This is a genomic window from Streptomyces sp. NPDC051963 (assembly GCF_044593495.1).
In the GTDB taxonomy this organism is placed as follows: domain Bacteria; phylum Actinomycetota; class Actinomycetes; order Streptomycetales; family Streptomycetaceae; genus Streptomyces.
The window spans coordinates 1,192,555-1,217,631 of record NZ_JBIUCC010000001.1 but is presented as its reverse complement, the minus strand read 5'-3'; the positions used below and the strand labels follow the sequence as shown (position 1 = coordinate 1,217,631).

Below are 25,077 nucleotides of genomic sequence, written 5' to 3'. Positions count from 1 at the left end.
GCAACGCGAACCGGCCTCGGACGACTGGTTCACCACACGGAAACGCCGACCTTTCCGGCATGAACACTGGAGGATCAACCAAGAGGCGTATTCAGCATCTGATCTGGCACTTACCATGCGATGACTCGAAGCCACCTGGCTTATGCAAGATCCCGGGTTCGCGTCCGAGGAGTGGCCGGATCCGGTGCCGTACGAGGAGCCGCAGCACATGCACGTCGAACACCTCCTGGGGGACGAGACACTCGGCCTGCGCCCGCTGTGGGCCGAGGACGCGCTGCTGCGGCGGGAGATCAGCGGCGTGACCGTCACCGATCTGGAGGACCCCGCCCGTTTCGTGCGGCCGGGCGAGGTCGTGCTCAGCGGACTGGTGTGGTGGACGCCGGAGAGCGGAAAGGGCAAGGCGGAGCGGTTCGTTGCGGGGTTGCGCGGCGCGGATGCCGCCGTGCTGCTGGCCGGGGAGGAGACGCACGGCTCGGTCCCTGACGACCTGATCGAGGCGTGCGTACGGCATCGCATCCCGGTGGCGGCCGTCCCGGCCCACGTCATGTTCCGGGCCGTCACCGACAGGGTGTACCTCCAGCAGTGGGGGGAGCTGAGCCGCCACCATGCTCTGCCTGAGTACGCCCGCGCCCGGCTGAGCCGCCTTGCCGCCCAGGACGCCGGCCCGGACGCCATCGTCGCCGCCGCCTTCGCTCACCTCGGACGTTCGGCCGTCGCATACGTCCTCACCGCCACCGGCCGCACGGTCGCGGCCACGGAAGGCGCGCCCGCCCTCCCCACCTCCGAGGCTGCCGCACTGCTCGCGGACGGCATCTGCACGACGGTCCCGGTCGACATGGACGCCGCCACCACACCGTACGAACGCTGGCACCTCTGTCTGCCCGACCCGGACGCCGCACCGCCTCGCATGCTGCACGAGGTCGCCGCGATCCTGGGCCGCTGTCAGGAGGGGCAGACCCGGCGCCGGGCCGCCACCCACCAGGCGGCGGACGAACTGGGTGCACTGCTCGCCCGGCCCGGTGCGGAGAGCGGCGCCGTGGCGGGCGCACTGCGCGCCTGCGGACTGCCTGCCGCCGAGGGCCCCTACCGCGTGATCGCCGCGGACACCGGCGCTCGGAGCGAGGGTCTGGCGGAGGGCGCGCTGGCGGAGGTCATCGCCCACGTGGCGGGAGCGGGGCCTGCTTCCGTGGGGCGGCTCCCTGACGGCACCGCGTTCGCGGTCCTCCCCGGCGTCGTGGCCGCTCCGAGCGAGCTCTGGCATCTCGTCGCCGCGTGCGAGCCGTCCGTGCCGCTGCACGGCGGCACCGGGTCACCGGCCGCCGGACCGCACGACCTGGCGGGGGCGCTCGCAGAGGCCCGCTACGCCCTGGCCTCGGCGCGGAGCACGGCCCCGGACGCCTCACTCCTCACCGACGCCACCGCCCTCACCAGCCTCAACACGCTGCTGACCGGCCTGCCGGCCGAGGTCCGCACCGTCTACAGCCGCGCCGTGCTCGGCTCTCTCCTCGACACCACAAACGCCTCCGCCGCCCCACTGCTGCACACCCTGCGGACCTTCCTCGCCTACGACGGCTCATGGGCCCGCACCGCAGAGGCACTGCACCTGCACGTCAACACCGTCCACTACCGCATCCAGCGCATCGAACACTTCACCGGCCGCGACCTGTCCCGCCTCGCCGACCGTCTCGACCTGTGGGCGGCCCTGCTGTGCCGCACGAACCACAGCTCCGCGGACGACTGTTCACCGGCCACCTGAGATCAGCGCGTAGAAGACCCGTCCAACGCCCTGCGGCCGAAGGCGAGTTCGGCGCCACGAGGCAGCAGGCGTCAGGCGCTCTCGGTGTCCGCTACAAGGACCGGCAGGTCGGCCTTGGCGCCTTCGTTGATGACCAGGTCCATCAGGTGGGGGAAGCGCTGGTCGAGGTCGTCCTTGCGCAGGGCGCTGACGCGGGTTGTGCCGACGTCGTGCTGGTGGATGAGGCCGGCCTCGCGCAGGATGCGGAGGTGGCGGGTGAGGGCCGATTTCGCCACGGCCGGGTAGAAGCCCTTGCAGGCCAGGCCGGGCCGGTGGGCCAGCGTCACGACGATGGCCAGTCGGGTGGGGTCGGCCAACGCGCTCATGATCTTGAAGAGGTCGAAGTCCTCCGTGTCGGGGTGGGTGAGCGGGGAGGATGTGCGGCTGGCCATGGGCCAAGGGTATCGGGATCACCGGTCCTGTCGCCGCTATGTTCGCAAGGATGTGTACATGGGTTACGGTTGGTCGGCGGGAGTGATCCATACCCCCGCCCGTCCATGTGTAGGAGACACCTATGTCCTTGGCCTCTTCCCCGACCTCTTCCTCGCTCGCGTCCGGGTCTTCCATCGGCGTGGGGATCATCGGTCTGAGCGCCTCCGGCGGCTGGGCGGCCGCCTCCCACCTGCCCGCGCTGCGGGCCCTTGACGGGTTCGACGTACGCGCACTGAGCACGTCCAACCCCGACTCCGCCCGCAGGGCGGGCGAGCAGTACGGAGTGCCGCTCGCCTTCGGCAGCGCCAAGGAACTGGCCGAGAGCCCGGACGTCGACCTCGTCGTGGTCAGCGTCAAGGCTCCCGACCACTACGCGAACGTGATGGCCGCGCTGAACGCCGGGAAGATGGTGCTCAGTGAATGGCCGTTGGGCAAGAACGCGTCCGAGACGAAGGAGCTGGCGGAGACCGCTCAGGCCAAGGGCATCCGTACCTTCATCGGTCTCCAGGCCCGCACCTCACCGCACGTCCGGTACCTGCGCGACCTCATCGCCGACGGCTACGTGGGCGACGTACTGTCCACGACCCTGGTCGGCTCGGGATTCGCCTACGGCGGCACCGTCGACCAGGGCAACGTCTACCTGCTCGACCCCGCGAACGGCGCGACGCTGCTGACCATTCCCTTCGGCCACACCATCGACGCGCTGACCATGGTGCTCGGGGAGTTCGCCGACCTCGACGCGACCGTCGTCACCCGCTACGCCACCGCCCGCGTCGCGCAGACCGGCGAGGAAGTGCCCAAGCGCACGGCCGACCAGGTTGCCGTCCAGGGTGTCCTTGAGTCCGGCACCGTCGTCTCCGCCCACTACCGCGGTGGACTGAACCGGGGCACGAACTTCCTGTGGGAGATCAACGGCACCCAGGGCGACATCCAGATCACCGGGCCCACCGGCCATCTCCAGATCGGACCGGTCACCCTCCGCGGCGCCCGCGGCGAGAACAGGGAACTGGCCGAACTGCCCCTGCCCGCCGCCTACGAGCTGCCCGCCCTCGCCGACGCCCGCACCAGCCCGGCCTACACCATCGGCCACGCCTACGCCGGTATCCGCGAGGACCTGAACCAAGGCACCCACCGAGTCGCCGACTTCACCCACGCCCACCACCGCCAGCAGCTCTTCGACCGCATTGAGGAGGCCGCCAAGCGAAAGTGATGCCCGATCGGGAGTTGGTGCCGCAGCGGAGCGTGCTTCGGCGCTCGGACTGGAGGCACCGGCCGGGGCCGGGCCGCGTGTTCAGCCCGTTCGGTTTGTCAGCCCGTTCGGTTCGGAGCGGCGCGGCCTGAGCCGCGTCGTCGTCGCTCCGGTCCCGATCAGCGTCACGAGTTCCGCTTCCACGGAGCCCTCTCGTCTCGTCTGCCTCCGGGTTGTCCACGCGGGAGGCGCCCGACGGGCAGAAGTCCAGGTCGGGCGCCTCTCCTCGTGCGTTTAGAAGAAGCCCAGCTTCTTCGGCGAGTACGACACCAGCAGGTTCTTCGTCTGCTGGTAGTGCTCCAGCATCATCTTGTGCGTCTCACGGCCGATCCCGGACTGCTTGTACCCACCGAACGCCGCATGTGCCGGATAGGCGTGGTAGCAGTTCGTCCAGACGCGGCCCGCCTGGATCGCACGGCCGGCCCGGTACGCGGTGTTGATGTCGCGGGTCCACACGCCGGCGCCGAGGCCGTACAGCGTGTCGTTGGCGATCTTGATGGCGTCGTCGAAGTCGTCGAAGGACGTCACCGAGACCACGGGTCCGAAGATCTCCTCCTGGAAGACCCGCATGCGGTTGTCGCCCTCGAAGATCGTCGGCTGGACGTAGTAGCCGCCCTTCAACTCACCGTCGTACTCGACGCGTTCGCCGCCCGTGAGGATGCGGGCGCCCTCCTGTCGGCCGATGTCGAGGTAGGAGAGGATCTTCTCCAACTGGTCGTTGGAGGCCTGGGCGCCGATCATCGTGTCGGTGTCGAGGGGATGGCCCGCCGTGATCTGCTCGGTGCGTGCGACAGCCGCCTCGAGGAACTCGGCGTAGCGACCGCGCTGGACGAGCGCCCGGGACGGACAGGTGCACACCTCGCCCTGGTTGAGCGCGAACATCGTGAAGCCCTCGAGCGCCTTGTCACGGAAGTCGTCGTTCTGCGCCCAGACGTCGTCGAAGAAGATGTTGGGCGACTTGCCGCCGAGCTCCAGCGTGACGGGCTTGATGTTCTCCGAGGCGTACTGCATGATCAGCCGCCCCGTCGTCGTCTCGCCCGTGAACGCCACCTTCGCCACTCGCGGGCTCGACGCGAGCGGCTTGCCCGCTTCCGCGCCGAAACCGTTGACGATGTTCACCACGCCCGGCGGCAGCAGGTCCGCGATCAGGCTCATCCAGTAGTGGATGGACGCCGGCGTCTGCTCGGCGGGCTTGATGACGACCGCGTTGCCCGCGGCGAGGGCGGGCGCGAGCTTCCAAGTCGCCATCAGAATAGGGAAGTTCCACGGGATGATCTGAGCGACGACGCCCAGTGGCTCATGGAAGTGGTACGCCACCGTGTCGTCGTCGAGCTCGCCGAGCGAGCCCTCCTGGGCACGGATCGCGCCCGCGAAGTAGCGGAAGTGGTCGATGGCCAGCGGAATGTCGGCGGCGAGGGTCTCGCGGACCGGTTTGCCGTTCTCCCAGCTCTCGGCAACCGCCAGCGGCTCCAGATGGGCCTCCATACGGTCGGCGATCTTGAGCAGGATGTCGGACCGCTCGGTCACCGAGGTGCGGCCCCAGGCGGGTGCGGCCGCGTGCGCCGCGTCGAGCGCCCGCTCCACGTCCTCGGCGGTACCGCGCGCGATCTCCGTGAACGGCTGCCCGTTCACCGGAGACGGGTTCTCGAAGTACTGCCCGCGAGCCGGCGGCACCCAGTCGCCGCCGATGAAGTGGTCGTAGCGCGCCTGGTAGGAGACGATCGCGCCCTGTGTACCGGGCGCCGCGTAACGGGTCATGGTGCTCTGCCTCCCGGAGCTGCGCTGCCCGCCGTTGGGCAGCTCTCGGCGCGAGGCTAGGGACGGGGAGGTTGCGAGTACGTTGCGGGGGCGGCGTCGCTCCGCACGTCGGGGATCCGGTGACCCGCCGCCCCACGTGCCCAGTCGGCCGGTGCCGACAGCTCCGACTCCAGCGCGGCCAGCCGCGAGCGGACCGCGGCCGTCGGGCGTACGGCGGCCAGCGCGCGCCAGACGTCGAGGTCCTCCTCGCCCCACGGCGCGTGCGCCCAGTCGGCCAGCAGGTCGGGGTCACCGCGGGCGATCAGCGCCGTCCGGAGGCCGTCGGCCAGACGGCGCCTGAGCCGCACCACCGCCGGTGCCTGTGAGGCGGGCAGCAACGGGCCGACGTACGCTGTCACCGCCGCCGTGACCGCCCCGGCATCCAGGCGCCGCTCGACAACGTCGACATCGGACTCGACCTGCGCGGTCAGCCGGTACGGCCGTGAGGCCAGCAGCCCGGGACCGAGGAGCCTGCGCAGCCGGGCCAGTTCGGCGCGCAGGGTCACCGGTGTCACCGACTCGTCCTCGTACAGCGCGCACAGCAGTTCGTCGCCGGTCAGCCCCTCCGGGTGGCGGGCCAGCAGCACCAGGATCTCGCTGTGCCGGCGGCTGAGCCTGATCCGGCGGCCTGCCGCGACGAGCACTGCCTCGTCCCGGCCCAGCGCGGTCAGTTCGGGCATGTCGGCGGCCGGCTGCCCTGGAGCGATCAGTGCCAGCTGGGACTCGGCGGCCCGAGCGACCGCCTGGACGAATCCCAGGCTGTGCGGATGTGCAAGCCCGTCCCCGCCGGTGATGTCCACGGCGCCCAGCACCCGCCCGGTGCGCGGATCGTGCACGGGAGCCGCCGCGCAAGTCCACGGCTGCACCCTCCGGATGAAGTGCTCGGCGGCGAAGACCTGCACCGGCCGGTCGACGGCGACCGCCGTGCCCGGCGCATTCGTCCCGACCGCGGTCTCCGCCCAGCGTGCGCCGGGCACGAAGTTCATCCGGTCCGCCCGCCTACGGGTGGTCGCATCGCCCTCGACCCACAGCAGCCTGCCGTGCGCGTCGCACACCGCGAGCAGATGCTCACCGTCGGCCGCGAACGTGCCCATCAGTTCCCGGAACAGAGGCATCACCCGGGCCAGCGGATGCTCGGCACGATAGGCACCGAGGTCACCGTCCACGAGCTCCACCCGGGCGGTGCCGTCGGGTCCGACCCCGGCCCGCGCGGAACGCCGCCACGAGTCGGCCACCACCGAACGCACCGGCCGCGGCACCCTGCCCACCTCGGTGAACGTCTCATGCGCACGACGCAGCATCCGCACGCGCTCGGTAGGGTCGGCCCCCGGCTCCAGGGCCACCCATGGATCCGTCAACTCGGCCTCCCCGGACTGCGATGCGGCTGAGGACATCGTCACTCCGGGTGCTCGCGTGGACAACCACTTCGACCGTGGCTACGTGAATCAGTCACCCCGTTCAGTCAGTCACGCTGTTCGGTCAGACGAGGTTGACCAGTCTCAGGTAGCGAGCCCAGTCCCAGTTGGGTCCGGGATCGGTGTGATCCGTGCCCGGCACCTCGTCATGCCCGATGATGTGCGCGCGGTCCATAGGTATGCCGTGTCTTGTGCAGATCGCCGCGGTGAGCCCCGCCGACGCCTCGTACATCACGTCGGTGAAGCAGCCGGGCCGGTCCACCCACCCTTCGTGCTCGATTCCGATGCTGCGCGTGTTGTACTCCCAGTTCCCGGCGTGCCATGCGACGTCGGACTCCCGGACGGACTGCGCCACATGACCGTCGGACGAGCGGACGACGTAGTGCGCGGACACCTGCTTCCTCGGGTTCTGGAAGATGGACAGGGTGGCGGCGTAGGCCGTCTGCGTGACGTGGATGATCACTCGATCGACCGGCCGGCCCGCCGGGCGTGGGGTTCCGGTGTGGCCGGTGTGGCCGGTGTAGTTGGCGGTGGTGGCCGGCTGCCACTCGGCCGACGGGTGGTCGACGGCCTGGACCTGCGCTCCGGCCCGCGCGTCGGGGAGCAGCGCGTACGGTACGGCGGCCAGGGCGGCGCTCTGGAGGAGCCGACGTCTCGTGGGGAGCGGTCTTGCCCGTTCCATAGGGGGCGGTGCCTTTCGGTGGTCGGGGCGGACGATCTCGCGGGATGTCTTGCTCACCGTCGCAGGGTTGCCGCCGTCTCCCGCAGTTGCGCATGCACGCCGCGATGTGTCTCGCGGGCGGGCAGCCACTGCTTGCGGAGCTTGGCCACACATGTGTAGTTGGTGTCGCACGCGTTGGCCAGCGGCGACTCGACGGTCTGGGTTGCGAACTGGTAGGCGTCCAGCTCACTGAACCCGTAGTCGCGTACAAGCCAATGCACCAGGTCGAGTTGGGATATCCGGAAGGCGTCCTCCAGCGGTCGCGCCGAGCCCGTCGAGATGATGTGGGTGTCGGACTCGATGCGCGGCCACGGAGTGGCGAGGCCCTTGAGCAGTTCGACGATCACGGTGGTGTTCATCGCGCACTCGACGGCGACCCCACAGGTCTCGCCCTCGCCCTGCCGGGCGTGACCGTCGCCGAGGCTGAGCAGAGCCCCCTCGACGTTCACCCCGAGATAGCAGGTGACGCCGGCCCGCATCTCCGGCGTGTCCATGTTCCCGCCGTGCGCGTCCGGCACGAGGGCCGAGCGCACTTCCAGATTGGCGGGGGCCACGCCCACGGTGCCGTGCATCGGGTCGATGGGCAACTCGGCCTCGATGTCGCTGTCGTGCGCCCGGAACAGTGCCGTACGGCGGGTCCGGTCGAGTTGCCAGATCCAGACCGTCTCCGGAAGCGGCGGTTGCAAGGTGGCCGTGGTGTGCGTCGAGGTGAGCGCGCCGAACAGGGGGACCGTCGTCGACGCGGCCCAGTCCCGGGCGGGTTCGATCGAGACGAAGTGCACGGCGACGGTGTCGCCCGGCTCCGCGCCCTCGATGTGGAAGGGGCCGGTCTGCGGGTTGAGATACGGGAATTCGCACACCTCCGACACCAGGTCCTTCTCGGAGCGCACCCGCCCGCCGAAGCAGTCCTCCGTGTAGAGGTCGAGGACGGTGCCGGGCGCGATCCGGGCCACGGGTGGCGCGCCGCCGAACGTCCAGGCGTACTCGCCCGGTTCGGGGCGCACGGTCAGAATCCGGGGGTCGCTCATCGCTGCACAGCTCCGTTCTGCGGAAGGCCGCTGGGGGAGGGTTCGTCGAGGTGGACGCGTGCGGTCCCGGCTACTCTCGCGCTCGGCGGAATGGACGCGGCGGCTGCTGTGACCGCTGTGACTGCTGTGACCGTCGTGATCGCCGCGACCGGCGCCCTCGCTGTGACGTCCTGGAAGAGCACCGCGCGCAAACCGATCGCGTTGCGGCGCAGCCCAACCGCTGCCTTCCCGGATGTTGTCGTCTCCCCGGACACGTGAATTCCCCCTCATCCACCTCGCCGTGCACACCGCCGCCACAACACGACAGCTGCGCCTCGCGTGGATCACGGTACGGCGCATGCGGGTTGGGCAGAAGTGCGCGCCGCGTATCCGTGGACGGGTGCGCGATTGTGGAAAACTCGCTCACTCGAACGGGCGAAGTCCGTTGGTGATCAGGCCCGTTCGGCCACAGTCGCCGGGTCGTCGAGCACCGTCCGGACGACCGAGTGGGCGGCACCGAGCAACGGCCCGTGCGGACCCAGCCGCGACACGGCCACCGGACATGCCGGCCCCGCCGTCCGTCGCGCCAACTCGGCCTCCAGTGACGGCAGCAGCCATGGCGCGAGCCCGGCCAGTGCACCGCCCAGCACCACGCCCTCGGGGTCCAGCAGATTGACGGCTCCGGTCAGTGCGATGCCGAGCGCCTCTCCCGCGTCGTGCAGGGCACGTCGTACGTCCGTGTCGCCGTCCGCCGCGCGCCCCGCGAGCAGCCCGACGCGGTCCTCGCCCGGTTCCAGACCGGCCGCACGCAGCACCGCCTCCTCCCCGGCGTACTGCTCCAGGCACCCGCGGCCCCCGCAGGGACACGCCGGTCCGTCCGGGCGGACCGGCACATGGCCCAGTTCTCCCGCGAAACCCCGCGTGCCTCGCAGCAGTTGTCCGTCCACCACGACCGCCGCGCCGATGCCGATCTCGGCGGACACGTGCAGGAAGTCCCGTGGAGTGCCGTCGCCGAGCCGGAGTTCGGCGAGCGCGCCGAAGTTGGCCTCGTTGTCCACGGTCAGCGGCAGGTCCGCGGGCAGCAGGGCGCCGAGGTCGGTGTCGTGCCAGTCGAGGTTCGGGGCGCGTACGACCGTTCGCGCGTCGCGCGCCACCAGGCCGGGCACGGCCACGGCGAGCCCGGCCGGCCACAGACCCTCGCGCTGGGCCTCGGCGACGATCCGGCGTACCAGCTCGGTGAGTTCCTCGATCACCGGTTCGGGCGGGCGTCCACGGTTCGGGCCGTACCGTACGGCCCGGGCCCGGACCTCTCCGCGCAGATCGACCGCACACACCGCGAGGTGATCGACTCCGATCTCCGCGCCGATCCCCGCCGGGCCCTGTCCGCTGACGGCGAGCGCAGAGCCGGGCCGTCCCACCCGGCCGGGACGCTCGGGACCCAGCTCCTCGAGCAGCCCCGAGCGGATCAACTCGTCGACGAGGGTCGACACCGCGGCACGGGTGAGCCCGATGCGTGAGGCGACCGCGGCACGGGACAGGGGCCCCTCGGCGCTGACGGTGTGCATCACGCGGGCAAGGTTGCGGCGGCGCATGCCCTGTTGTGTGTTGGGCAGTGCGCGCCCGGCTCCTGCCGGGTGGGCCTCGTGCAGGGGTGCGGTCATGCCTCCGTCGTCCTCAGTCCTTCGCCGTGCTCCGCTCCAGCAGCGGGGCCGCGTCGGAGAGTACCCCGGAGATCCTGGCCAGGGTCGTCTCGTCCCGCTCCACCGCGTTCAGCACCGGGCCGTCGGCGGTGCGCCAGCGCCGGGCCACCGCGGGCGGATCCTCGCCGGTGAGCAGCCCGGCCGCCTGCGCGGCGGCGCCGAGCGCGACCAGTTCCTTGGCCTCGGGCACCTGGACGGGACGTCCGGACAGCCGCCGTACGGTCTGTTGCCAGGCGGTGCCCCGGGCGCCGCCGCCGATCAGCAGCAGCGGGGCCGAGCGGTCCGCGTCCTCGTCGAGGACCAGGTCCAGTGCGCCCAGCAGTGCGTGGACAGCGCCGTCGTAAGCGGCCTGGAGGAGCTGGCCCGCGGTGGTGTCGTGGCGCAGGCCGTGCAGCAGTCCGGAGGCGTGGGGGAGGGCGGGGGTGCGTTCGCCGTCGAGGTAGGGCAGCAGCGTGATGTCGGCGGCGGGTTCCACGGCCTCGCGGTCGAGGCCCAGCAGGGACGCGATGCGGTCGACGGCGAGCGTGCAGTTCAGGGTGCAGGCCAGGGGCAGCCAGTCACCGTGGGCGTCGGCGAATCCGGCCACGGTTCCGGTGGGGTCGGCGGGGCGCCGCTTCGACACCGCGTACACCGTGCCCGACGTGCCCAGGCTGAGCACCGGGGTGCCGGGGCGCAGCCCGAGGCCCAGCGCGGCGGCGGCGTTGTCACCGGTGCCCGGGGCGACGAGCGTGCCTTTGGAGAAGGGCAGGTCATGGCTGTCGCGCACGGTGCCCGCGACTTCGCCGGGCCGCACCACGCGGGGCAGCAACGCGGGGTCGAGCCCGACATGCGCAAGGATCTCCGCGTCGTACGCCTCGGTTCCGGACGCCCACCAGCCCGTTCCGGACGCGTCACCGCGGTCGGTCGTGCCCTGTCCGGTGAGGCGCTCGGTGAGGTAGTCGTGGGGGAGGCGTACGGCCTTGGTGGCGCGGACCGCGTCCGGCTCGTGCTCGGCCAGCCAGGCCCACTTCGTGACCGTGAAGGACGGGGCGGGGACCAGGCCGGTGCGCTCGGCCCAGAACTTCGCGCCCCCCAGTTCCTCGGTCAGTCGACGAGCCTGCGGCGCCGAGCGCACGTCGTTCCACAGCAGGGCCGGACGCACCGGGTCGCCCTGGGCGTCCAGCGTGACGAGGCCGTGCTGCTGCCCGCCGATCGACACCGCGGCGGCCTCGCGCGCCGCGTCACCGCACTGGCGCAGGGCCTCGCACAGGGCGTCCCACCACTGGCGCGGATCACTCTCCCGGCCCGCTCCGGAGGACACGGTGTGCGGCGCCTGGCCGCTCGCGACGACCTCACCGGTGGACGCGTCGACGACCAGCGCCTTGGTGGACTGGGTGGACGTGTCCACGCCGACGACGAGCGGACCCTCGGCTGCTGACATCAGGCTCTCCCTTTTCTGCGGCTCATGCCCGGCTCATGTCTGGCTCATGTCTGACGAAAGACACCTGTGTCTCTTCCCAGAGATGCTTCCGCATACTAATTTGTAAAGCGCCATGACGAAATAGTCGTGAGCGATCAGTCGCAAGCGAGCAAGGGAGCCGCGGCATGAACTACCAGCCCACCCCCGAGGACAGGTTCACCTTCGGCCTGTGGACCGTCGGCTGGCAGGGAAGGGACCCGTTCGGCGACGCCACGCGGCGCGCCCTCGACCCGGTCGAGTCGGTGCAGCGCCTGGCCGAGCTCGGGGCCCACGGAGTGACCTTCCACGACGACGACCTGATCCCCTTCGGGTCCTCGGAGACCGAGCGCGAGTCCCACATCAAGCGCTTCCGTCAGGCGCTCGACACGACCGGCATGACCGTGCCGATGGCCACGACGAACCTCTTCACGCACCCGGTGTTCAAGGACGGCGCCTTCACGGCGAACGACCGTGACGTGCGCCGCTACGCCCTGCGCAAGACGATCCGCAACATCGACCTGGCGGTCGAGCTCGGCGCCAAGACCTATGTCGCCTGGGGCGGCCGCGAGGGCGCCGAGTCCGGCGCCGCCAAGGACGTCCGTGTCGCCCTCGACCGCATGAAGGAGGCCTTCGACCTCCTCGGCGAGTACGTCATCTCCCAGGGCTACGACCTGAAGTTCGCGATCGAGCCCAAGCCGAACGAGCCGCGCGGCGACATCCTGCTGCCCACCGTCGGTCACGCCCTGGCGTTCATCGAGCGCCTGGAGCGCCCCGAGATGTACGGCGTCAACCCCGAGGTCGGGCACGAGCAGATGGCCGGGCTGAACTTCCCGCACGGCATCGCACAGGCCCTGTGGGCGGGCAAGCTCTTCCACATCGACCTCAACGGCCAGTCCGGCATCAAGTACGACCAGGACCTGCGCTTCGGCGCCGGCGACCTGCGGGCCGCGTTCTGGCTGGTCGACCTCCTGGAGAGCGCCGGATACGCCGGACCCCGGCACTTCGACTTCAAGCCGCCGCGGACCGAGGACCTCGACGGCGTGTGGGCGTCGGCCGCGGGATGCATGCGCAACTACCTCATCCTGAAGGACCGTGCCGCCGCTTTCCGGGGCGACCCGGAGGTCCAGGAGGCCCTGCGCGCCTCGCGTCTGGACGAGCTGGCGCAGCCCACGGCCGCGGACGGTCTGGACGCGCTGCTCGCGGACCGCTCGGCGTTCGAGGAGTTCGACGTGGACGCGACCGCCGCGCGCGGCATGGCCTTCGAGCGGCTCGACCAGCTGGCCATGGACCATCTGCTGGCGGCGCGCGGCTGAGTACGCGCGCGTGCCGGTGAGAGCCGGCTGACGGCGATCTCCGCGCGGGAATGCTCCGGAATCATGCGGTCCACGCCATGAGCCCGTATCAACTGCCGTGCGGGGGTCGCGCCCTGCCCTGTCCGAGGCGACGCTGGACGGTATGGCCATGCCGCCCGTACCGCCTCAGCCGCCCGGACCGCCGGGTGGGACGCAGCCTTCGGGCAGCGGTTTCGGACCGCCCTCGTACGGTGATTGGCCGCCGCCGGAGCAGCCACCGGACGGCGGCTCCGGACGGCGCCGCGGACCGCTCTTCATCCTGATTGCCGCCCTCGTGGGCATCGCCGTCGTCGTAGCCGTGGTGCTGGTCGCTTCGGGAAGCGACGACTCGCCGGACGAGAAGACGCCTGCCGAGAGCAGCACCAGCAGTTCGTCGGGCCCCTCGCTGGACCTCCCGACCGAGCTGCCCAGCAGGCTACCCAGCGAGGTGCCCTCGCTGCCTTCGGAATTCCCGAGCGAGCTGCCGAGCGACCTCGAGTCGCTGCTGCCGTCGCTTGGGGTCGACCTGCCCTAGGACGACGTGTTCGTGCGGCACGCGTGCGTGCCGCACTCTCACCGACCGGGCCCGGGATCAGATGCCGCGCGGCAGCCGCACGTACGTCACCGTCGTCTCGATGCCGCTGTCCACGAGCCGGCCGTTCGCGTCGAAGGCGCCGGTGCCGTCCGTCATGCCGAAGTCGTTGTCGTTGATCAGGGCGAGAGTGTCGCGATCCACGCGCGCGACGCCCTCGATCTTCCCGGGCACGCCGTCGACCGTGGCCAGGTCGACGACCAGGCGCTTGGCCAGGACCGGCACACCGGAGGCCGCCGGGTCGTCGAGCTGCTCCAGCGACGGAGAGGTCGTGTCGTCGTCCCAGGGGCCGCCGAGGATGTTCGCCGTGCGTCCCAGGTGCACGACGTGCAGCCGCGCGGCCTTGTCCGTGCGCTCCTCGACCAGCAGCCGGTCCCGGCCCACGGCGACCACGGACGAGATCTTGAGCTCGGAGGTGTCGTCCTCACTCGGGTCGACCACGTTCACCGGGTCGAAGCGGTACGCGTACTCGGCGGTGACCGCCTTCTTCTTCGGCGAGAAACGCAGCAGACGGGTGGTGCGCGAGGCGTCCCCCGCATCCCCGTCGGGGAGGGACAGGGGACTCTGCACGGCCATCACGAGGTCACCGCCCGGCAGTTGGGCCAGTCCCTCGAAGCCGCGGTTGATCTTGCGGTGCAGCAGGACGGAAGGCAGCGCTTCCACGACCGGGTAGTCCGCGCCCGTCAGGTGCAGCCCCTCGGGCACATAGCGCGCCAGCACCCTCCCGCGCGCGGAGACATGCACCAGGGAGGGCCCGTACTCGTCGACGAGCCAGAAACTCCCGTCCCCGGCCCGCACGATGCCCTCGGTGTCCAGCCCGTTCGCGTTGTACGACAGGGGAGTCCGCGCGTCATAGGAGTACGGCGCCTCGTCACGCCCCTCCTGATTCGACAGGCCGGTGACCGGCTTCCCGAACCTCGTGGTGATCGGGATCGCGTCCAGCACCTTCACGGTGTCGCCGGACACCCGGATCTTCACGATCGCCGGATCGAAGCCCGGCACCGGGAAGGTACGGCGCTTGCTGCCGTCCACCTTGATCTGGCCGTTGGGCCCGCGGTCGGTGACCGTCCAGAACTCGCCCTTACGGCCGGTCGGATAGATGTCACTGCCGATGCCGCCGAGGTCCACACCCCGGTCGTCGGCCACGGTCCCCGGCAGCAACGCGTTGCTGAACGTGCCCAGCGGGATGTCGCCGAGCGTGGCCGTGCGGGTGACGTACGGAGCGGTGGTCGTCGATCCCGAGGCCGGACCGGCCGCCACCAGTGCGGCGGCCACCACCGCCAGCGGAACGCCCGCTGCGAGTGAACGGTGGACGCGGCGCCGGCCGGTGGCATACGGGGACATCAGGGCCTCCTGGGGAGCAAGTTCAACGACAGCGGCCAGAGTTGGGCCCCGTATCGAACGCCGTGCGACCGTCAGGTGAACGCGGGGCGGCGGGCGCTCGTCGAGAGGAACACCACGATGTCGGTCTCGCTGCCCGGCAGCGCTTCGGGCTCCTGCCGGCCGATGTGCCGGTGGAAGGCCGGCGTGCCATGTGCCTGATTCCAGGTCCCACGAGCAGTCGGTTCACTCGGTCCGCGCCGAGCCGGGCGGTCACCCTTTCGTAGGCGCGGTCGGTACGGAACGGGGCCTGGGTGATCCAGCCCGAGACGAAGCCGTCCACCTCACCGGCGTCGGACAGCTCCAGTTCATGATGCGCCGACCCGCTTTCCTAGACGGCCTCTTCGGATGAGTGGATCTCCGCGGACGCCAACGCCGTCGCCGGATCCTGGGCCGCCCTCCCCGCGGGCACCCAGCGGCCCCGCTCCTTCCGAAACGGCCACCAGCGGCCGTCCCGGCCCAGGCGCAACTGGGAGGGCGTGTCGATGACCGTCCACCGGTTGCCCCGGGCGCGAAGCGGCGGCCGTTCGTCCTCCTCCCAGGCCGACTCCAGCGCGGCACGCGCGCGTGCGAGTGCTTCTCCTGCGACGGGCCACTCCTCCTCCAGCGCGGACAGCGCGGCCGTACCTCCCAGCCGCCAGGCGCGGACGGCCAGTTCCAATGAGTCCCGGCTGCGCCCCGAACCCTCTGCGAGCCGATCCAGGACGCCCTGTTGGGAGCGGCCCGCGGAGAGGCGTACGGCGTCCTGAGCGACGGTCAACTCAGCCGCGGGCGCGTCCGATTCCGTCCCGGGCCGCAGCGCCTCGGCGAGCAGGCGGTGGGCCTGCGCGGCGGTCCGCGCGGCGAGGTACTCCAGGGCGGCCGGATCGATTCCGGGCGCGGGCGCGGCCTCGGTGTCCAGTGACGGAGGAACCCCGGGCTCGTCGGGGAGCTCGGGCGGCGCGGGCAGCGGCGGCAGGATGTCCCCGGCCGCATAGGCCTCCGCGGCGTCCACTCCCCGCGGCTCGGAGGGCTCTTCGGAGGGTGCGGCGCTGCGGGCCTGGAGGGCGTCCACCACGGCGCGTTCGTCCTGTCCCCGCATCAACAGCAGCACGAAGGGGTCCTCGTCCAGCAGCCGTGCCACCTGATAGCAGAGCGCGGCCGTGTGTCCGCAGTGGTCCCAGGCGCCGCAGTCGCACTCCGGCTCCAGATCGCCCAGGCCCGGCAGCAGTTCGATCCCAGCGGCCGCCGCGTCCTCGACGAGATGCGGCGGCATTTCGTGGTCCAGCAGTGCCGCGACATGGCCGGCGCGTTCGACGGCCATGTCCGCGAAACGGGTCCATTGATCGTCGGTCAGCTCCGCCAGCAGGACGTCGGCGCGATGCATCGTGCGATCGCGGTCCTGGACGACGGCCCGTTATACGCCCCGGGCGCACCGACACCGCTCCCACGGCACCCGCGCGCGCGAGCCTGCGGCCCGTCTTCACCTGCCCCGAGTCCAGCGCCGCGTCCTCCAGCGCCTTCAACCAGGCCAGGCCCCACCAGGTCTGCGCGAAGCCCCTCCCGGGCGCGGGAGGCAGCGCCGCGAACGTACGCTCCGTGTCACGGTCGTACTGGCTCATCGCGTGCCCCCTCGCAGCTCCACCAGATCGGCCAGCTCGGTGTCGGTCAGCTCGGTCAGTGCCGCCTCGCCGGAGCCGAGCACCGCGTCGGCCAGTTCCCGCTTGCGGTTCAGCATTTCGGCGATGCGGTCCTCGATGGTTCCCTCGGCGATCAGCCGGTGCACCTGCACCGGCCTGTTCTGCCCGATCCGATAGGCGCGGTCGGTGGCCTGCGCCTCCACCGCCGGATTCCACCAGCGGTCGTAGTGCACGACGTGCTCGGCGCGGGTGAGGTTCAGACCCGTGCCCGCAGCCTTCAACGACAGCAGGAAGACAGGCACTTCACTGTCCTGGAAACGCCGCACCATCGCTTCCCGTTCCGCGACGGGTGTACCGCCGTGCAGGAACTGCGAGGACATTCCACGGGACTTCAGGTGCCGCTCGATGAGCCGCGCCATCCGGACGTACTGGGTGAAGACAAGAACGCTTGCTCCCTCGGAGAGGATCGTGTCGAGCAGTTCGTCCAGGAGCTCCAGCTTCCCCGAGCGCCCGGCGATCCTGGGTCGCTCCTCCTTGAGGAACTGCGCCGGATGGTTGCAGATCTGCTTCAGGCCCGTCAGCAACTTCATGATCAGCCCGCGCCGCGCCATGTTGTCGGCACCGGAGATCTCCGCCAGCGTCTCGCGTACCACGGCCTCGTACAGACCTGTCTGCTCCGTCGTGAGCGACACGGCCCGATCCGTCTCGGTCTTGGGCGGCAGCTCGGGCGCGATCCCGGGATCAGCCTTTCGCCGGCGCAGCAGGAACGGCCGTACGAGCCGGGCGAGCCGCTCCGCGGCGGCCGGGTCCTGACCGCCCTCGACGGCCTGCGCGTAGCGGGTACGGAAGGCGGCGAGCGGGCCCAGCAGACCCGGGGTCGTCCAGTCGAGGATCGCCCACAGCTCCGACAGGTTGTTCTCCACCGGGGTACCGGTGAGTGCCACACGCGCGCGTGCGCCGATCGAGCGCAGCTCCCGGGCGGTCGTCGAGTACGGGTTCTTCACGTGCTGGGCCTCGTCGGCCACGACCATGCCCCATGGCACCTCGGCGAGCCGACCCGCGTCCAGACGCATCGTGCCGTACGTGGTGAGCACGAACTCCCCGTCGGCCAGGGCCCCCAGATCGCGCCGCGGGCCGTGGAAGCGGCGCACGGGAGTACCCGGCGCGAACCTCTCGATCTCGCGTTGCCAGTTGCCCATCAGGGACGTCGGACAGACCACCAGGGTGGGTCCGGCCGCCGACTCGTCGGTCTGCCGGTGCAGATGCAGGGCGATCAACGTGATCGTCTTCCCGAGTCCCATGTCGTCGGCCAGGCAACAACCCAGCCCCAGGGACGTCATCCGAGCCAGCCAGTTCAGGCCACGCCGTTGGTAGTCGCGGAGGGTGGCCGCGAGCGCGGCGGGCTGCTCGACGGGCTCCTGCGTCTCGGGGTCCGCGAGCCGCTCCCGCAGGGCTGCCAGCCACCCGGTGGGGTGTACGTCGACCGGGCGGCCGTCGACCTCGGTGGAGCCCGTCAGAGCGGCGCTCAGGGCGTCGACGGGTGTGACCTTGCGGTCCTGCTCCGCGCGGGCGCGACGCACTTCCCGAGGGTCGATCAGGACCCATTGGTCACGCAGCCGCACGACGGGGCGGTTCGCCTCGGCGAGGTGATCCAATTCCTTGCGGGAGAGCCGCTGGTCGCCCAGCGCGAACCGCCAGTTGAAGGCCAGCAGGGCGTCCGCCGACAGGAACGAGGGTGTGTTCGAGGGGCGTGCGCCCGGCACCGACTCGTCGTCCGCCGGGCCGACCACCGCGTGGGCGGTCAGGTTGCGGGCCAGCTCCCTGGGCCAGTGCACGTCGACTCCGGCACCGGCGAGTGCGTGGGCACCTTCGCCCAGCAGGTCGGTGACTTCCTCGTCGGCCAGCTCGACCGCGTCCGGCACGGCCGCCGAGAGCAACGGTGTCAGCGGAGGCCAGGCTCGGGCGGCGCGGCGGAGAGCCAGGAGGGCGTCCATCCGCGCGCGTGATCCGAAGGCGCCGGATCCCGCCCACACCTGAGCGGCGTCCGCGACGAGGGCGGGATCGCTGACGCTGTGCACCTGAGGCACGGCCCGGAAGGACGGTGCCGCGTCGTCCTGCGTCATGGCGGCCAGGCCGAGCACCTCGATGCGCAGCGAGAGCCGCACGCCGGCATCGTGCCCCGCGGCGACATCGGCGGCCCACGCGCGCTGATCGGGCAGCCGCTGCGGCTCATGGGCGGCGTAGGCGGGCCCGCCGGTCACCAGCGACGCGGCGGGGGAGCGAGGCAACGCGTCGGCGACCGCGTCGAGGAACGCGCGCAGCAGTCGTTCCGGGTCGGGCAGCTGCAACGGCCCGTCGCCCTCCACCGGCACGGCGTGCGACTCGGGCGGCATGGCGGCGGCGAGCTCGCGCAGGCGCTCGACGTCGGACGTGCGCAGGGGGCCGACCCGCCAGGCGTCGTGGTCACGCTCGGACAGGCCGGGCAGTACAAGCCCGCGTGCCACGAGCTGGAGTGCCAGAACTGCGGCCGCGCCCCAGAACACGGGCGCCCGGTGTGCGTGCGCGGAGGCACGCGCGCGTGTGAGTACGGGCAGGGCGGCCCGCATCGGCAGCACCATGGCGGGCACGGTCGCCGCCTCGACACCGTTTCCGCCGGGCAGAACGACAGTCAGGTCCTCCACGGACCCCGATGCGACGACAGCGGGTACTTCACCCTCCGGCCGCCAGAAGGCGACGCGGCCGGTGCGGGCCGGATCGCCGGGTACGAAGACGGCACAGCAGCGTGCCAGTTCAGCAATGTCGGCCGGCGTTGCGACGGGAGGCATCTGCACAACGATGACTTATTCCTCAAATTTGACTACCGTGGTCGGGGTCGCCGAGGGTACAGCACCGCGCCTGCGTTCCCGGCATGACAGGGCAGCGAACCGGGTCACTCCATGCTCCGGCCGGGTATCCACCCGGTGCGGAGACAGACCATCATGGCGGAGACGGACAACCACTGCGGAGATGGACAACCACTGCGGAGACGGGAAAGTCGCTCCTGTCAGTAGCTGCCGTGTCACAGGCGGGAGGCCTCGCAGGACTGAGTGGGCGGTGCGATCTCAGGGGTGTCTCGGGGTCGCGACTCAGGGGCGTCTCAGGGTCGTGGTCCGGAACTGCCGGAAGCGCGGACCCGTTTTCAGGACAGAGAGCGGCAGTGGCCGCGAAGGAGGCGACAGCATGTCGAACAACGCGAAGATCGCCATAGGAGGTGTGGCGGTCGGACTCTTCCTATGGATCTGGCTGCCCCTGTGGGCCGTACTGCTGATCGTGGTGGGAGTCCCGGCCGGCGCCTACCTGGCGCTGGACCCCTCGCAGCGGCGCAGGCTGCGCCGCGTCTCCCGCAAGGAGCTCGGCCGCTGAGGCATTAACGCACCGGCGCATCCCGGTCGGCCAGTGCGCAGGAGCCGACCACATCGCCGCCCACGGGCCTGTCGACGGCACGGTCCGCGGGCGGCATGGTGCTCTGCTCCACCCAGGCCACCAGCGTGTCGAACGCCGACCGGTAGCAGGGCAGAATCGGCCGCAACCGGTCGGGAAAGGTGTCGTACAGCCCGTCGACATGTGTGCCGCCCCGGATCGTGTAGAAGCGATGCAGTGCGCCCCGTCCGCTCACATCGATCATGCGCGCGTACACATCCGAGTCGGCAGCCTTGGGCAGCAGCGCGTCCAGATCGCCATGCAGTGTGATCAGCGGCCTTCCGATGCGGCCGGTCAGCGCCACTTTGGCCACGGCGCGACGGACGGACGCGGGACGTGACGCGTAGTCGTAGGCCGCGTCGGCCGGACACGGGGCGAGAATCCGCTCCGGGGTGTTCCCGGCGGACGGGCCCGGGCAGGCGGGGTCGTAGATGGGGTCGAACTCGGCGCGGTAGATCTTCTGTGTGACCCCCCAATAGGCCGTCTCGTGGTACGGCCAGAGAAATTCCGAGCCGCGCGCGAAGCCCACCGCGTACAGGTCCTCATCCCGCGCCGAGCCGAGCATCCGCGCCACCGCGGTGGGCATCGAGGTGAGCAGACTGGGCCCGTCCGTGGTCCAGAGCGCGCCCTCCCAGTCCACGCCGCCGTCGTACAGCTCCGGGTGGTTCTCCAACTGCCAGCGGGTGAGATAGCCGCCGTTGGAGATGCCGGTGACATAGGTGCGCCGCGGGGCGTGCCCGTAGCGTTGGGCAACCGCCCGCTTCGCCGCCCGTGTGAGCTGAGTGGTCCGGGTGTTCCACTCGGCGACCGCATCTCCCGGGCGGGTGCCGTCCCGGTAGAAGTCGGAGCCGTTGTTGCCTTTGTCGGTCGCCGCGTAGGCGTAGCCCTGCGCGAGGACCTGGTCCGAGATCGCCTTGTCCGTCGCGTACTGTCTGCGGGTGCCGGGCGCGCCGGTGACGACCAGGCCGCCGTTCCAGCGGTCCGGAAGCCGGATCACGAACTGGGCGTCGTGTCGCCAGCCGTGCGTGGCGTTGAAGTGCGAGGAGTCCGGAAAGTAGCCGTCGATCTGGAGACCGGGCACACCGGACGGCGTGCGCGTGCCGGCCGCGGTCAGACCGGCCTGGTCGGCCAGGTCCGTGTACGGGGTGCCGGCGAGTCCGGCAGTCGTCAGATCCGACAGACAGGCGCTCTGCTGGAAGGCCGAGCCCGGCACCCGTACCTGTTCCTGGCGTGCACAGTGGCCGTCCCGGACTGCCGTGCCCGCGGCGGGAGTCGGCCAGGTGACTGCCGCAGCCACCACCACGGCGGCGAGGAGGGGAGTACCTCGGGACAGACGCATGACAGCCTCCGGGCGGGACGCGAGACAGCGGGAACTCAGTGCATGGTGCTGTCCCGTCCGCAGGCCATCCATGGGTTGGGACCACATGGGACGCCGGCAGCGCATGGGGGTTCAGAACAGGCGTGCAGAGTGGAGGGCTCGGCTCCGACATCGTGCTCGGCCGCCGCGCGACACTGAGCCCCCGGGCCGTGGCCCGCTCAAGTGGGGCGTACGGCCATTTTGTCCAGGGCTTCAAGCAAGCCCGGCAGCTCCGGTCCGCGGCCTACCGGCATGACCTCGCCGGGCTCCTCGTCGAGCAGCACGAAGGCGATGTCGTCGGTCCTGGCCACCAGGGACCAGCCGGGGCCGTCGGCGCGCAGTATGCGTGCGTCGCCCGACGCGAAGGACGACCGTACGCGGCCGAGCGGCGGCGGGGTGTCGACGTACGCGCGGGCCTCCGCGAGGACGCGCCGGATGTTGCTGTTTCCGGGTTTGGCACCCGCCTCGGACTTCTCGCTCTCCTCGCTCTTGTCGTCCTGCTCGGCCTCGTCCGTGTCCGTGGCCGCAGTGGACGAGCCGTTCGGGCTCGTGAAGTCCGCGTCGTTGATCTGCTCGCGCCACATCGCCCACTGGCGTGCGATCTCGTCCGCGCCCAGGCGGCGCTGGGCCGGACCCCAGATGCTGGTGTCCGGCGGCATCAGCGGGGGGCGGTCCGCGATGTCGGGTCCGGGGTCGTGCGGCGCGGGCACATTGGGAGCCGCGACGGCGACATCGAGCGGCCAGCCGGGCAGGGCGGCCACGACCGTCCGCTCGTCGGGCGACAGGTCGTACTCCATGCCGCAGTCCCAGGACGCGATGGCGACGGCGACCAGCGACACGTCGTCGATGGCGACCGTCCAGCGGGCGCCGTCGCCGTCCTGGCCGAGGATCAGGCCGTACCCGTCGGCCAGCGGCGCAAGACCGAGCGACGCGCAGGCAGCCGGATAGTCGTCGCCCAGCACGCTCGGGAACTTCGCCGGCGTCAGCAGCGCCGCCGTGAGCACATAGAGTGCGTCGTCCTCGGCGGCGACGGCATCCTCGTCCGTCCCGGCCATCCCAGCCTCCCCATCGGTTCGTACAACGGCGCACCCTAGTGCGACGGGAAGGTCGTTGTCACGATTCCCAGGCGCAGCCGGAGCTGCAGTTTTCCGGCTCGACGGGGCGAATCGACCGTAGGTGCTCCCGGACGTCAGGCCGCCGGCAGTCCAAGGAGCTCCCGGGCCACGGTTCGCGGTGACTCGTCGCGCTACCGGGCGAGCGCGATGACGGCCCGGCAGGCGAGCTCGCTCACCCCGAACGACAGCGCCTCCGGCGACACCCAGCCCGCGGCCTCGTCGATCTGATCCTGGTCGTCCTCGGCACAGGCCGAGACGTATGTGGCGGCGGCCTCGAACAGGTTGTGCGTACGCCTGTCCCGGCCGGTTTCCCGCTCCGCGCGCAAGGCGTTGAGAACCTTCGCACCGGACTTGCGGACCCTCCCGAACATGCTGACCACCTTCCCCCTGCGTGGTTGCCACGGCTGATCCTTCATCTCCTGGTCCTCAACGTAGAGTTGGAGTTCCGGCGGCAGAAGGGGGACGGCGCGGTGAAGCGTTTCGAGTGACTCGAACAGATGCGGCGGATGGACCGTACGACCGCGCCGCAGGCTCACCGACGACTTACTTCTGGACCTGCTTTGCGTCGAGTGAGTCGATCGTCTCCCGCAGCCAGGCGAGTTCGGCGCGGGACGTGGCGCGCGCGATGGTCAGCACGCCGCGCCGGAAGGGGTCGTCCAGTTCCTCGGCGCGCAGCGGCCGGTCACCTTCGTAGAAGAAACTCGCGGGTTCCTCCAGGAACGCCAGTCTGCGCCGCAGTACGGCTGCCTGGGCCGGCGGGACGTCCAGGTGCCGGAGGAACGCCAGCACCGTGAACCAGCGGTTCTCGTCGGTGATGTCGCGCTGGACGGGCTCGGCGAGCCTGCGGCGCAGTTCATGTCCTCCCTCCTCGGTGAGCGTCAGCACGTGCCGAGGGGCGGCCACGGAGCCGGGCTCGGTGGCGCGTTCCAGCAGCCCAGCCTGCTCCAGGCGCTTGATCGCCGGATACAACGTGCTCTCGGCGACGGGCTTCACGTGGCCTGTCAGCGCGGTGATGCGTTTGCGCAGCTCATAGCCGTGCAGGGGGGCGTCGTACAGGAATCCGAGGATGGCGAGCTCCAGCATGACCGCATTGTCTCGCACATTCGCTGTACATCTGAGGCTATGTACATCGTTTGCCAGGTGCATCGTTCAATAAATACATCGGCTACTTAATACATCGGTTGCGATGTATCCTCCTTGGGAGTGCTGACGCAACCACGCGGGGGAGTACGCCATGCAACAGGCAGAGTTCGACGGCAAGGGAAGTTGCATTCGATGGACGGAGACGCCGGGTGAGGAACCCGCGCGTGTCTATGTGCACGGCCTGGGGTCGGTTTCGGCGGTGTACCACGCGCACATCGCGGCCCGGCCCGGTCTCGCGGGACGGCGCAGTCTGTTCGTCGACCTTCCGGGGCACGGCATCAGCGACCGGCCCGCTCACTTCGGCTACACGCTCGAGGACCACGCCGTCGCGTTGTCGGCGGCACTGGACGCAGCGGGCCTGACGGGCGCCGAGCTGATCGCCCACAGCATGGGCGGTGCCGTCGCCCTCGTGCTTGCCCACCGGCGGCCCGACCTGGTCTCCCGCCTGGTCCTCACGGAAGCCAACCTCGACGCCTTTCCGCCGCCCGCCGAAGGGGGCAGTGGTATCGCCTCTTACGAGGAGGACGAGTTCGTCGACCACGGCCACGCGCGCGTGCTCCAGAAGATCGGCCCCCTGTGGGCGGCGACCATGCGACTGGCCGACCCGCGCGCTCTGCACCGTTCCGCAGTCGGACTAGAGCGTGGATCCGAGCCTGTGATGCGCACCATTCTCAAAAGCCTGCCGATCGACCGCGTGTATCTGCAGGGTGAGCTGAGCGGTGAACTCGAGGGCAGGGAAGGCTTGGAGGCGGCGGGCGTGCGCGTGGTGAGTGTGCCCGGTGCCGGTCACAACGTCATGTTCGACCAACCCGACGCGTTCGCGGCGGCGGTCGCCGGACGGGCATGAGGCTCAGGCTTCGCGCACGGACAGGGCCAAGAAGCGGGCGTCCTCGTCGACGTACGACGTCATACGCCACCCCGAACGCGCCAGGAGACGGCGCAGATTGGGTTCCGCACGCAGATCGTCCGGGGTGATCTGCCGTCCCTGGCGTGCCGCGAGAGCCGCTCGGCCGATCGGATGGAACAACGCCAGCGTGCCGCCCGGGCGCACCACGCGCGCCAACTCCTTGAGGTTCTGCTCCGGTTGGGGGAGATGGGCGACAAGTCCAGCCGCGAACACCGCGTCGAGTGACTCCGAGCGGAGCGGCAGTGCGGCGACGTCGGCGAGCAGCAGTAGCCCGTCCCGGTCCCGTCCGGCCCGTACTGCGGCCTCCAGCATGGCCGGGGTCAGATCGGCCCCCAGGACCACACCGGAGGGCCCCACGGCCGCACGCAGCGGCGTCAGGGCGCGGCCCGTGCCGCAGCCCGCGTCGAGCACACGGGCCCCCTCATGCAGAGCCAGTTCGGCCACTGCGGACGCGTAGGCCGGACCGTCGTCCGGAAAGCGGGAGTCCCAGTCCGCGGCGCGGGCGGTGAAGAACTCCTGGACATGTGTGTGGTCGTCGCTCATGGTCCGCATGATCCCTCACCGACAAGGGTGACGTCGCGGCGCACACGTTCGAGCGCGACGCGATCGTTCAGGTACCT

At 70.8% G+C, this 25,077-nt stretch carries 21 protein-coding genes and 1 pseudogene; 7 read left to right on the top strand and 15 right to left on the bottom strand.

Going from position 1 to position 25,077, the window contains the following annotated elements:
* Positions 1-208 precede the first annotated feature (208 nt).
* The gene (locus ACIHFB_RS05165; protein ID WP_365270270.1) at positions 209-1,756 is read left to right on the top strand and encodes a helix-turn-helix domain-containing protein; all 1,548 of its coding nucleotides are present in this window, start codon (positions 209-211) and stop codon (positions 1,754-1,756) included.
* 71 nt (positions 1,757-1,827) lie between these two features.
* Here the strand turns inward: ACIHFB_RS05165 and ACIHFB_RS05160 are convergent, their stop codons facing one another.
* A complete protein-coding gene (locus ACIHFB_RS05160; protein WP_365270267.1) occupies positions 1,828-2,187 on the bottom strand; it encodes a helix-turn-helix domain-containing protein in 360 nt (119 codons plus the stop codon).
* 122 nt (positions 2,188-2,309) lie between these two features.
* Here ACIHFB_RS05160 and ACIHFB_RS05155 point away from each other — a divergent pair, with 122 nt between their 5' ends.
* Positions 2,310-3,437 (top strand): Gfo/Idh/MocA family protein, encoded by a 1,128-nt coding sequence (locus tag ACIHFB_RS05155; protein WP_400125318.1) that lies wholly within the window; start codon positions 2,310-2,312, stop codon positions 3,435-3,437.
* A 273-nt stretch (positions 3,438-3,710) separates the two neighbouring features.
* On the opposite strand, the gene ACIHFB_RS05150 is transcribed toward ACIHFB_RS05155, so the two are convergent.
* From ACIHFB_RS05150 to ACIHFB_RS05135, 4 genes are all read right to left on the bottom strand, one after another.
* A complete protein-coding gene (locus ACIHFB_RS05150; RefSeq protein WP_365270258.1) occupies positions 3,711-5,234 on the bottom strand; it encodes an aldehyde dehydrogenase family protein in 1,524 nt (507 codons plus the stop codon).
* Between the two features lie 56 nt (positions 5,235-5,290).
* Positions 5,291-6,631: a GAF domain-containing protein gene (locus ACIHFB_RS05145; protein WP_400125611.1), complete on the bottom strand. Its 1,341-nt coding sequence runs from the start codon at positions 6,629-6,631 to the stop codon at positions 5,291-5,293.
* A 121-nt stretch (positions 6,632-6,752) separates the two neighbouring features.
* Positions 6,753-7,370 carry an N-acetylmuramoyl-L-alanine amidase gene (locus ACIHFB_RS05140; RefSeq protein ID WP_400125609.1) on the bottom strand — a complete coding sequence of 206 codons (618 nt, stop codon included), beginning with the start codon at positions 7,368-7,370 and terminating at the stop codon, positions 6,753-6,755.
* Between the two features lie 53 nt (positions 7,371-7,423).
* Entirely contained in the window at positions 7,424-8,437 is a 1,014-nt protein-coding gene (locus tag ACIHFB_RS05135; protein ID WP_400125316.1) for an acetamidase/formamidase family protein, read from the bottom strand.
* Between the two features lie 117 nt (positions 8,438-8,554).
* On the opposite strand from ACIHFB_RS05135, the gene ACIHFB_RS05130 reads away from it, so the two are divergent.
* The gene (locus ACIHFB_RS05130) at positions 8,555-8,695 is read left to right on the top strand and encodes a hypothetical protein (RefSeq protein WP_400125314.1); all 141 of its coding nucleotides are present in this window, start codon (positions 8,555-8,557) and stop codon (positions 8,693-8,695) included.
* Between the two features lie 173 nt (positions 8,696-8,868).
* Here the strand turns inward: ACIHFB_RS05130 and ACIHFB_RS05125 are convergent, their stop codons facing one another.
* Both ACIHFB_RS05125 and xylB read right to left on the bottom strand, forming a co-directional pair.
* Positions 8,869-10,077 (bottom strand): ROK family transcriptional regulator, encoded by a 1,209-nt coding sequence (locus ACIHFB_RS05125; protein WP_365270252.1) that lies wholly within the window; start codon positions 10,075-10,077, stop codon positions 8,869-8,871.
* A 13-nt stretch (positions 10,078-10,090) separates the two neighbouring features.
* A complete protein-coding gene (gene xylB / locus ACIHFB_RS05120; protein ID WP_400125313.1) occupies positions 10,091-11,536 on the bottom strand; it encodes a xylulokinase in 1,446 nt (481 codons plus the stop codon).
* A gap of 164 nt (positions 11,537-11,700) precedes the next feature.
* On the opposite strand from xylB, the gene xylA reads away from it, so the two are divergent.
* The gene (gene xylA, locus ACIHFB_RS05115) at positions 11,701-12,867 is read left to right on the top strand and encodes a xylose isomerase (RefSeq protein WP_365270246.1); all 1,167 of its coding nucleotides are present in this window, start codon (positions 11,701-11,703) and stop codon (positions 12,865-12,867) included.
* 142 nt (positions 12,868-13,009) lie between these two features.
* Positions 13,010-13,420, top strand: coding sequence for a hypothetical protein (locus ACIHFB_RS05110; protein ID WP_365270243.1), 411 nt, complete (start codon positions 13,010-13,012; stop codon positions 13,418-13,420).
* Between the two features lie 57 nt (positions 13,421-13,477).
* Here ACIHFB_RS05110 and ACIHFB_RS05105 read toward each other — a convergent pair whose 3' ends face one another.
* The 3 genes and pseudogenes from ACIHFB_RS05105 to ACIHFB_RS05095 all read right to left on the bottom strand — a co-directional run bounded on the left by ACIHFB_RS05105 (position 13,478) and on the right by ACIHFB_RS05095 (position 19,301).
* A complete protein-coding gene (locus tag ACIHFB_RS05105; RefSeq protein WP_400125311.1) occupies positions 13,478-14,821 on the bottom strand; it encodes an esterase-like activity of phytase family protein in 1,344 nt (447 codons plus the stop codon).
* A 367-nt stretch (positions 14,822-15,188) separates the two neighbouring features.
* Positions 15,189-16,458 (bottom strand): annotated as a pseudogene (locus tag ACIHFB_RS05100) (SWF or SNF family helicase).
* Complete coding sequence (locus ACIHFB_RS05095; protein ID WP_400125309.1) at positions 16,455-19,301, bottom strand: DEAD/DEAH box helicase; 2,847 nt, start codon at positions 19,299-19,301, stop codon at positions 16,455-16,457. The pseudogene ACIHFB_RS05100 and the gene ACIHFB_RS05095 overlap by 4 nt, the downstream one beginning before the upstream one ends.
* Before the next feature lie 394 nt (positions 19,302-19,695).
* Here ACIHFB_RS05095 and ACIHFB_RS05090 point away from each other — a divergent pair, with 394 nt between their 5' ends.
* A complete protein-coding gene (locus ACIHFB_RS05090) occupies positions 19,696-19,878 on the top strand; it encodes a hypothetical protein (RefSeq protein ID WP_365270231.1) in 183 nt (60 codons plus the stop codon).
* Positions 19,879-19,882: 4 nt separating this feature from the next.
* On the opposite strand, the gene ACIHFB_RS05085 is transcribed toward ACIHFB_RS05090, so the two are convergent.
* From ACIHFB_RS05085 to ACIHFB_RS05070, 4 genes are all read right to left on the bottom strand, one after another.
* The gene (locus ACIHFB_RS05085; protein WP_400125306.1) at positions 19,883-21,274 is read right to left on the bottom strand and encodes a tannase/feruloyl esterase family alpha/beta hydrolase; all 1,392 of its coding nucleotides are present in this window, start codon (positions 21,272-21,274) and stop codon (positions 19,883-19,885) included.
* A 197-nt stretch (positions 21,275-21,471) separates the two neighbouring features.
* Entirely contained in the window at positions 21,472-22,347 is an 876-nt protein-coding gene (locus tag ACIHFB_RS05080) for a hypothetical protein (protein WP_400125305.1), read from the bottom strand.
* 191 nt (positions 22,348-22,538) lie between these two features.
* On the bottom strand, positions 22,539-22,778 hold the full coding sequence (locus tag ACIHFB_RS05075; RefSeq protein WP_400125303.1) for a hypothetical protein: 240 nt from the start codon (positions 22,776-22,778) through the stop codon (positions 22,539-22,541).
* Between the two features lie 172 nt (positions 22,779-22,950).
* Positions 22,951-23,490, bottom strand: coding sequence for a PadR family transcriptional regulator (locus ACIHFB_RS05070; RefSeq protein ID WP_365270219.1), 540 nt, complete (start codon positions 23,488-23,490; stop codon positions 22,951-22,953).
* 151 nt (positions 23,491-23,641) lie between these two features.
* Here ACIHFB_RS05070 and ACIHFB_RS05065 point away from each other — a divergent pair, with 151 nt between their 5' ends.
* A complete protein-coding gene (locus ACIHFB_RS05065; RefSeq protein WP_400125301.1) occupies positions 23,642-24,397 on the top strand; it encodes an alpha/beta fold hydrolase in 756 nt (251 codons plus the stop codon).
* Between the two features lie 3 nt (positions 24,398-24,400).
* Here ACIHFB_RS05065 and ACIHFB_RS05060 read toward each other — a convergent pair whose 3' ends face one another.
* Positions 24,401-25,000 carry a class I SAM-dependent methyltransferase gene (locus tag ACIHFB_RS05060; RefSeq protein WP_400125299.1) on the bottom strand — a complete coding sequence of 200 codons (600 nt, stop codon included), beginning with the start codon at positions 24,998-25,000 and terminating at the stop codon, positions 24,401-24,403.
* Positions 25,001-25,077: the final 77 nt, after the last annotated feature.

Bases quoted from the DNA above. Each gene is read 5' to 3' on its own strand.
- ACIHFB_RS05165 (WP_365270270.1), top strand. From the start codon at position 209: ATGCACGTCGAACACCTCCTGGGGGACGAGACACTCGGCCTGCGCCCG.
- ACIHFB_RS05160 (WP_365270267.1), bottom strand. From the start codon at position 2,187: ATGGCCAGCCGCACATCCTCCCCGCTCACCCACCCCGACACGGAGGAC.
- ACIHFB_RS05155 (WP_400125318.1), top strand. From the start codon at position 2,310: ATGTCCTTGGCCTCTTCCCCGACCTCTTCCTCGCTCGCGTCCGGGTCT.
- ACIHFB_RS05150 (WP_365270258.1), bottom strand. From the start codon at position 5,234: ATGACCCGTTACGCGGCGCCCGGTACACAGGGCGCGATCGTCTCCTAC.
- ACIHFB_RS05140 (WP_400125609.1), bottom strand. From the start codon at position 7,370: ATGGAACGGGCAAGACCGCTCCCCACGAGACGTCGGCTCCTCCAGAGC.
- ACIHFB_RS05135 (WP_400125316.1), bottom strand. From the start codon at position 8,437: ATGAGCGACCCCCGGATTCTGACCGTGCGCCCCGAACCGGGCGAGTAC.
- ACIHFB_RS05125 (WP_365270252.1), bottom strand. From the start codon at position 10,077: ATGACCGCACCCCTGCACGAGGCCCACCCGGCAGGAGCCGGGCGCGCA.
- xylB (WP_400125313.1), bottom strand. From the start codon at position 11,536: ATGTCAGCAGCCGAGGGTCCGCTCGTCGTCGGCGTGGACACGTCCACC.
- xylA (WP_365270246.1), top strand. From the start codon at position 11,701: ATGAACTACCAGCCCACCCCCGAGGACAGGTTCACCTTCGGCCTGTGG.
- ACIHFB_RS05110 (WP_365270243.1), top strand. From the start codon at position 13,010: ATGGCCATGCCGCCCGTACCGCCTCAGCCGCCCGGACCGCCGGGTGGG.
- ACIHFB_RS05105 (WP_400125311.1), bottom strand. From the start codon at position 14,821: ATGTCCCCGTATGCCACCGGCCGGCGCCGCGTCCACCGTTCACTCGCA.
- ACIHFB_RS05095 (WP_400125309.1), bottom strand. From the start codon at position 19,301: ATGCCTCCCGTCGCAACGCCGGCCGACATTGCTGAACTGGCACGCTGC.
- ACIHFB_RS05090 (WP_365270231.1), top strand. From the start codon at position 19,696: ATGTCGAACAACGCGAAGATCGCCATAGGAGGTGTGGCGGTCGGACTC.
- ACIHFB_RS05085 (WP_400125306.1), bottom strand. From the start codon at position 21,274: ATGCGTCTGTCCCGAGGTACTCCCCTCCTCGCCGCCGTGGTGGTGGCT.
- ACIHFB_RS05080 (WP_400125305.1), bottom strand. From the start codon at position 22,347: ATGGCCGGGACGGACGAGGATGCCGTCGCCGCCGAGGACGACGCACTC.
- ACIHFB_RS05075 (WP_400125303.1), bottom strand. From the start codon at position 22,778: ATGTTCGGGAGGGTCCGCAAGTCCGGTGCGAAGGTTCTCAACGCCTTG.
- ACIHFB_RS05070 (WP_365270219.1), bottom strand. From the start codon at position 23,490: ATGCTGGAGCTCGCCATCCTCGGATTCCTGTACGACGCCCCCCTGCAC.
- ACIHFB_RS05065 (WP_400125301.1), top strand. From the start codon at position 23,642: ATGCAACAGGCAGAGTTCGACGGCAAGGGAAGTTGCATTCGATGGACG.
- ACIHFB_RS05060 (WP_400125299.1), bottom strand. From the start codon at position 25,000: ATGAGCGACGACCACACACATGTCCAGGAGTTCTTCACCGCCCGCGCC.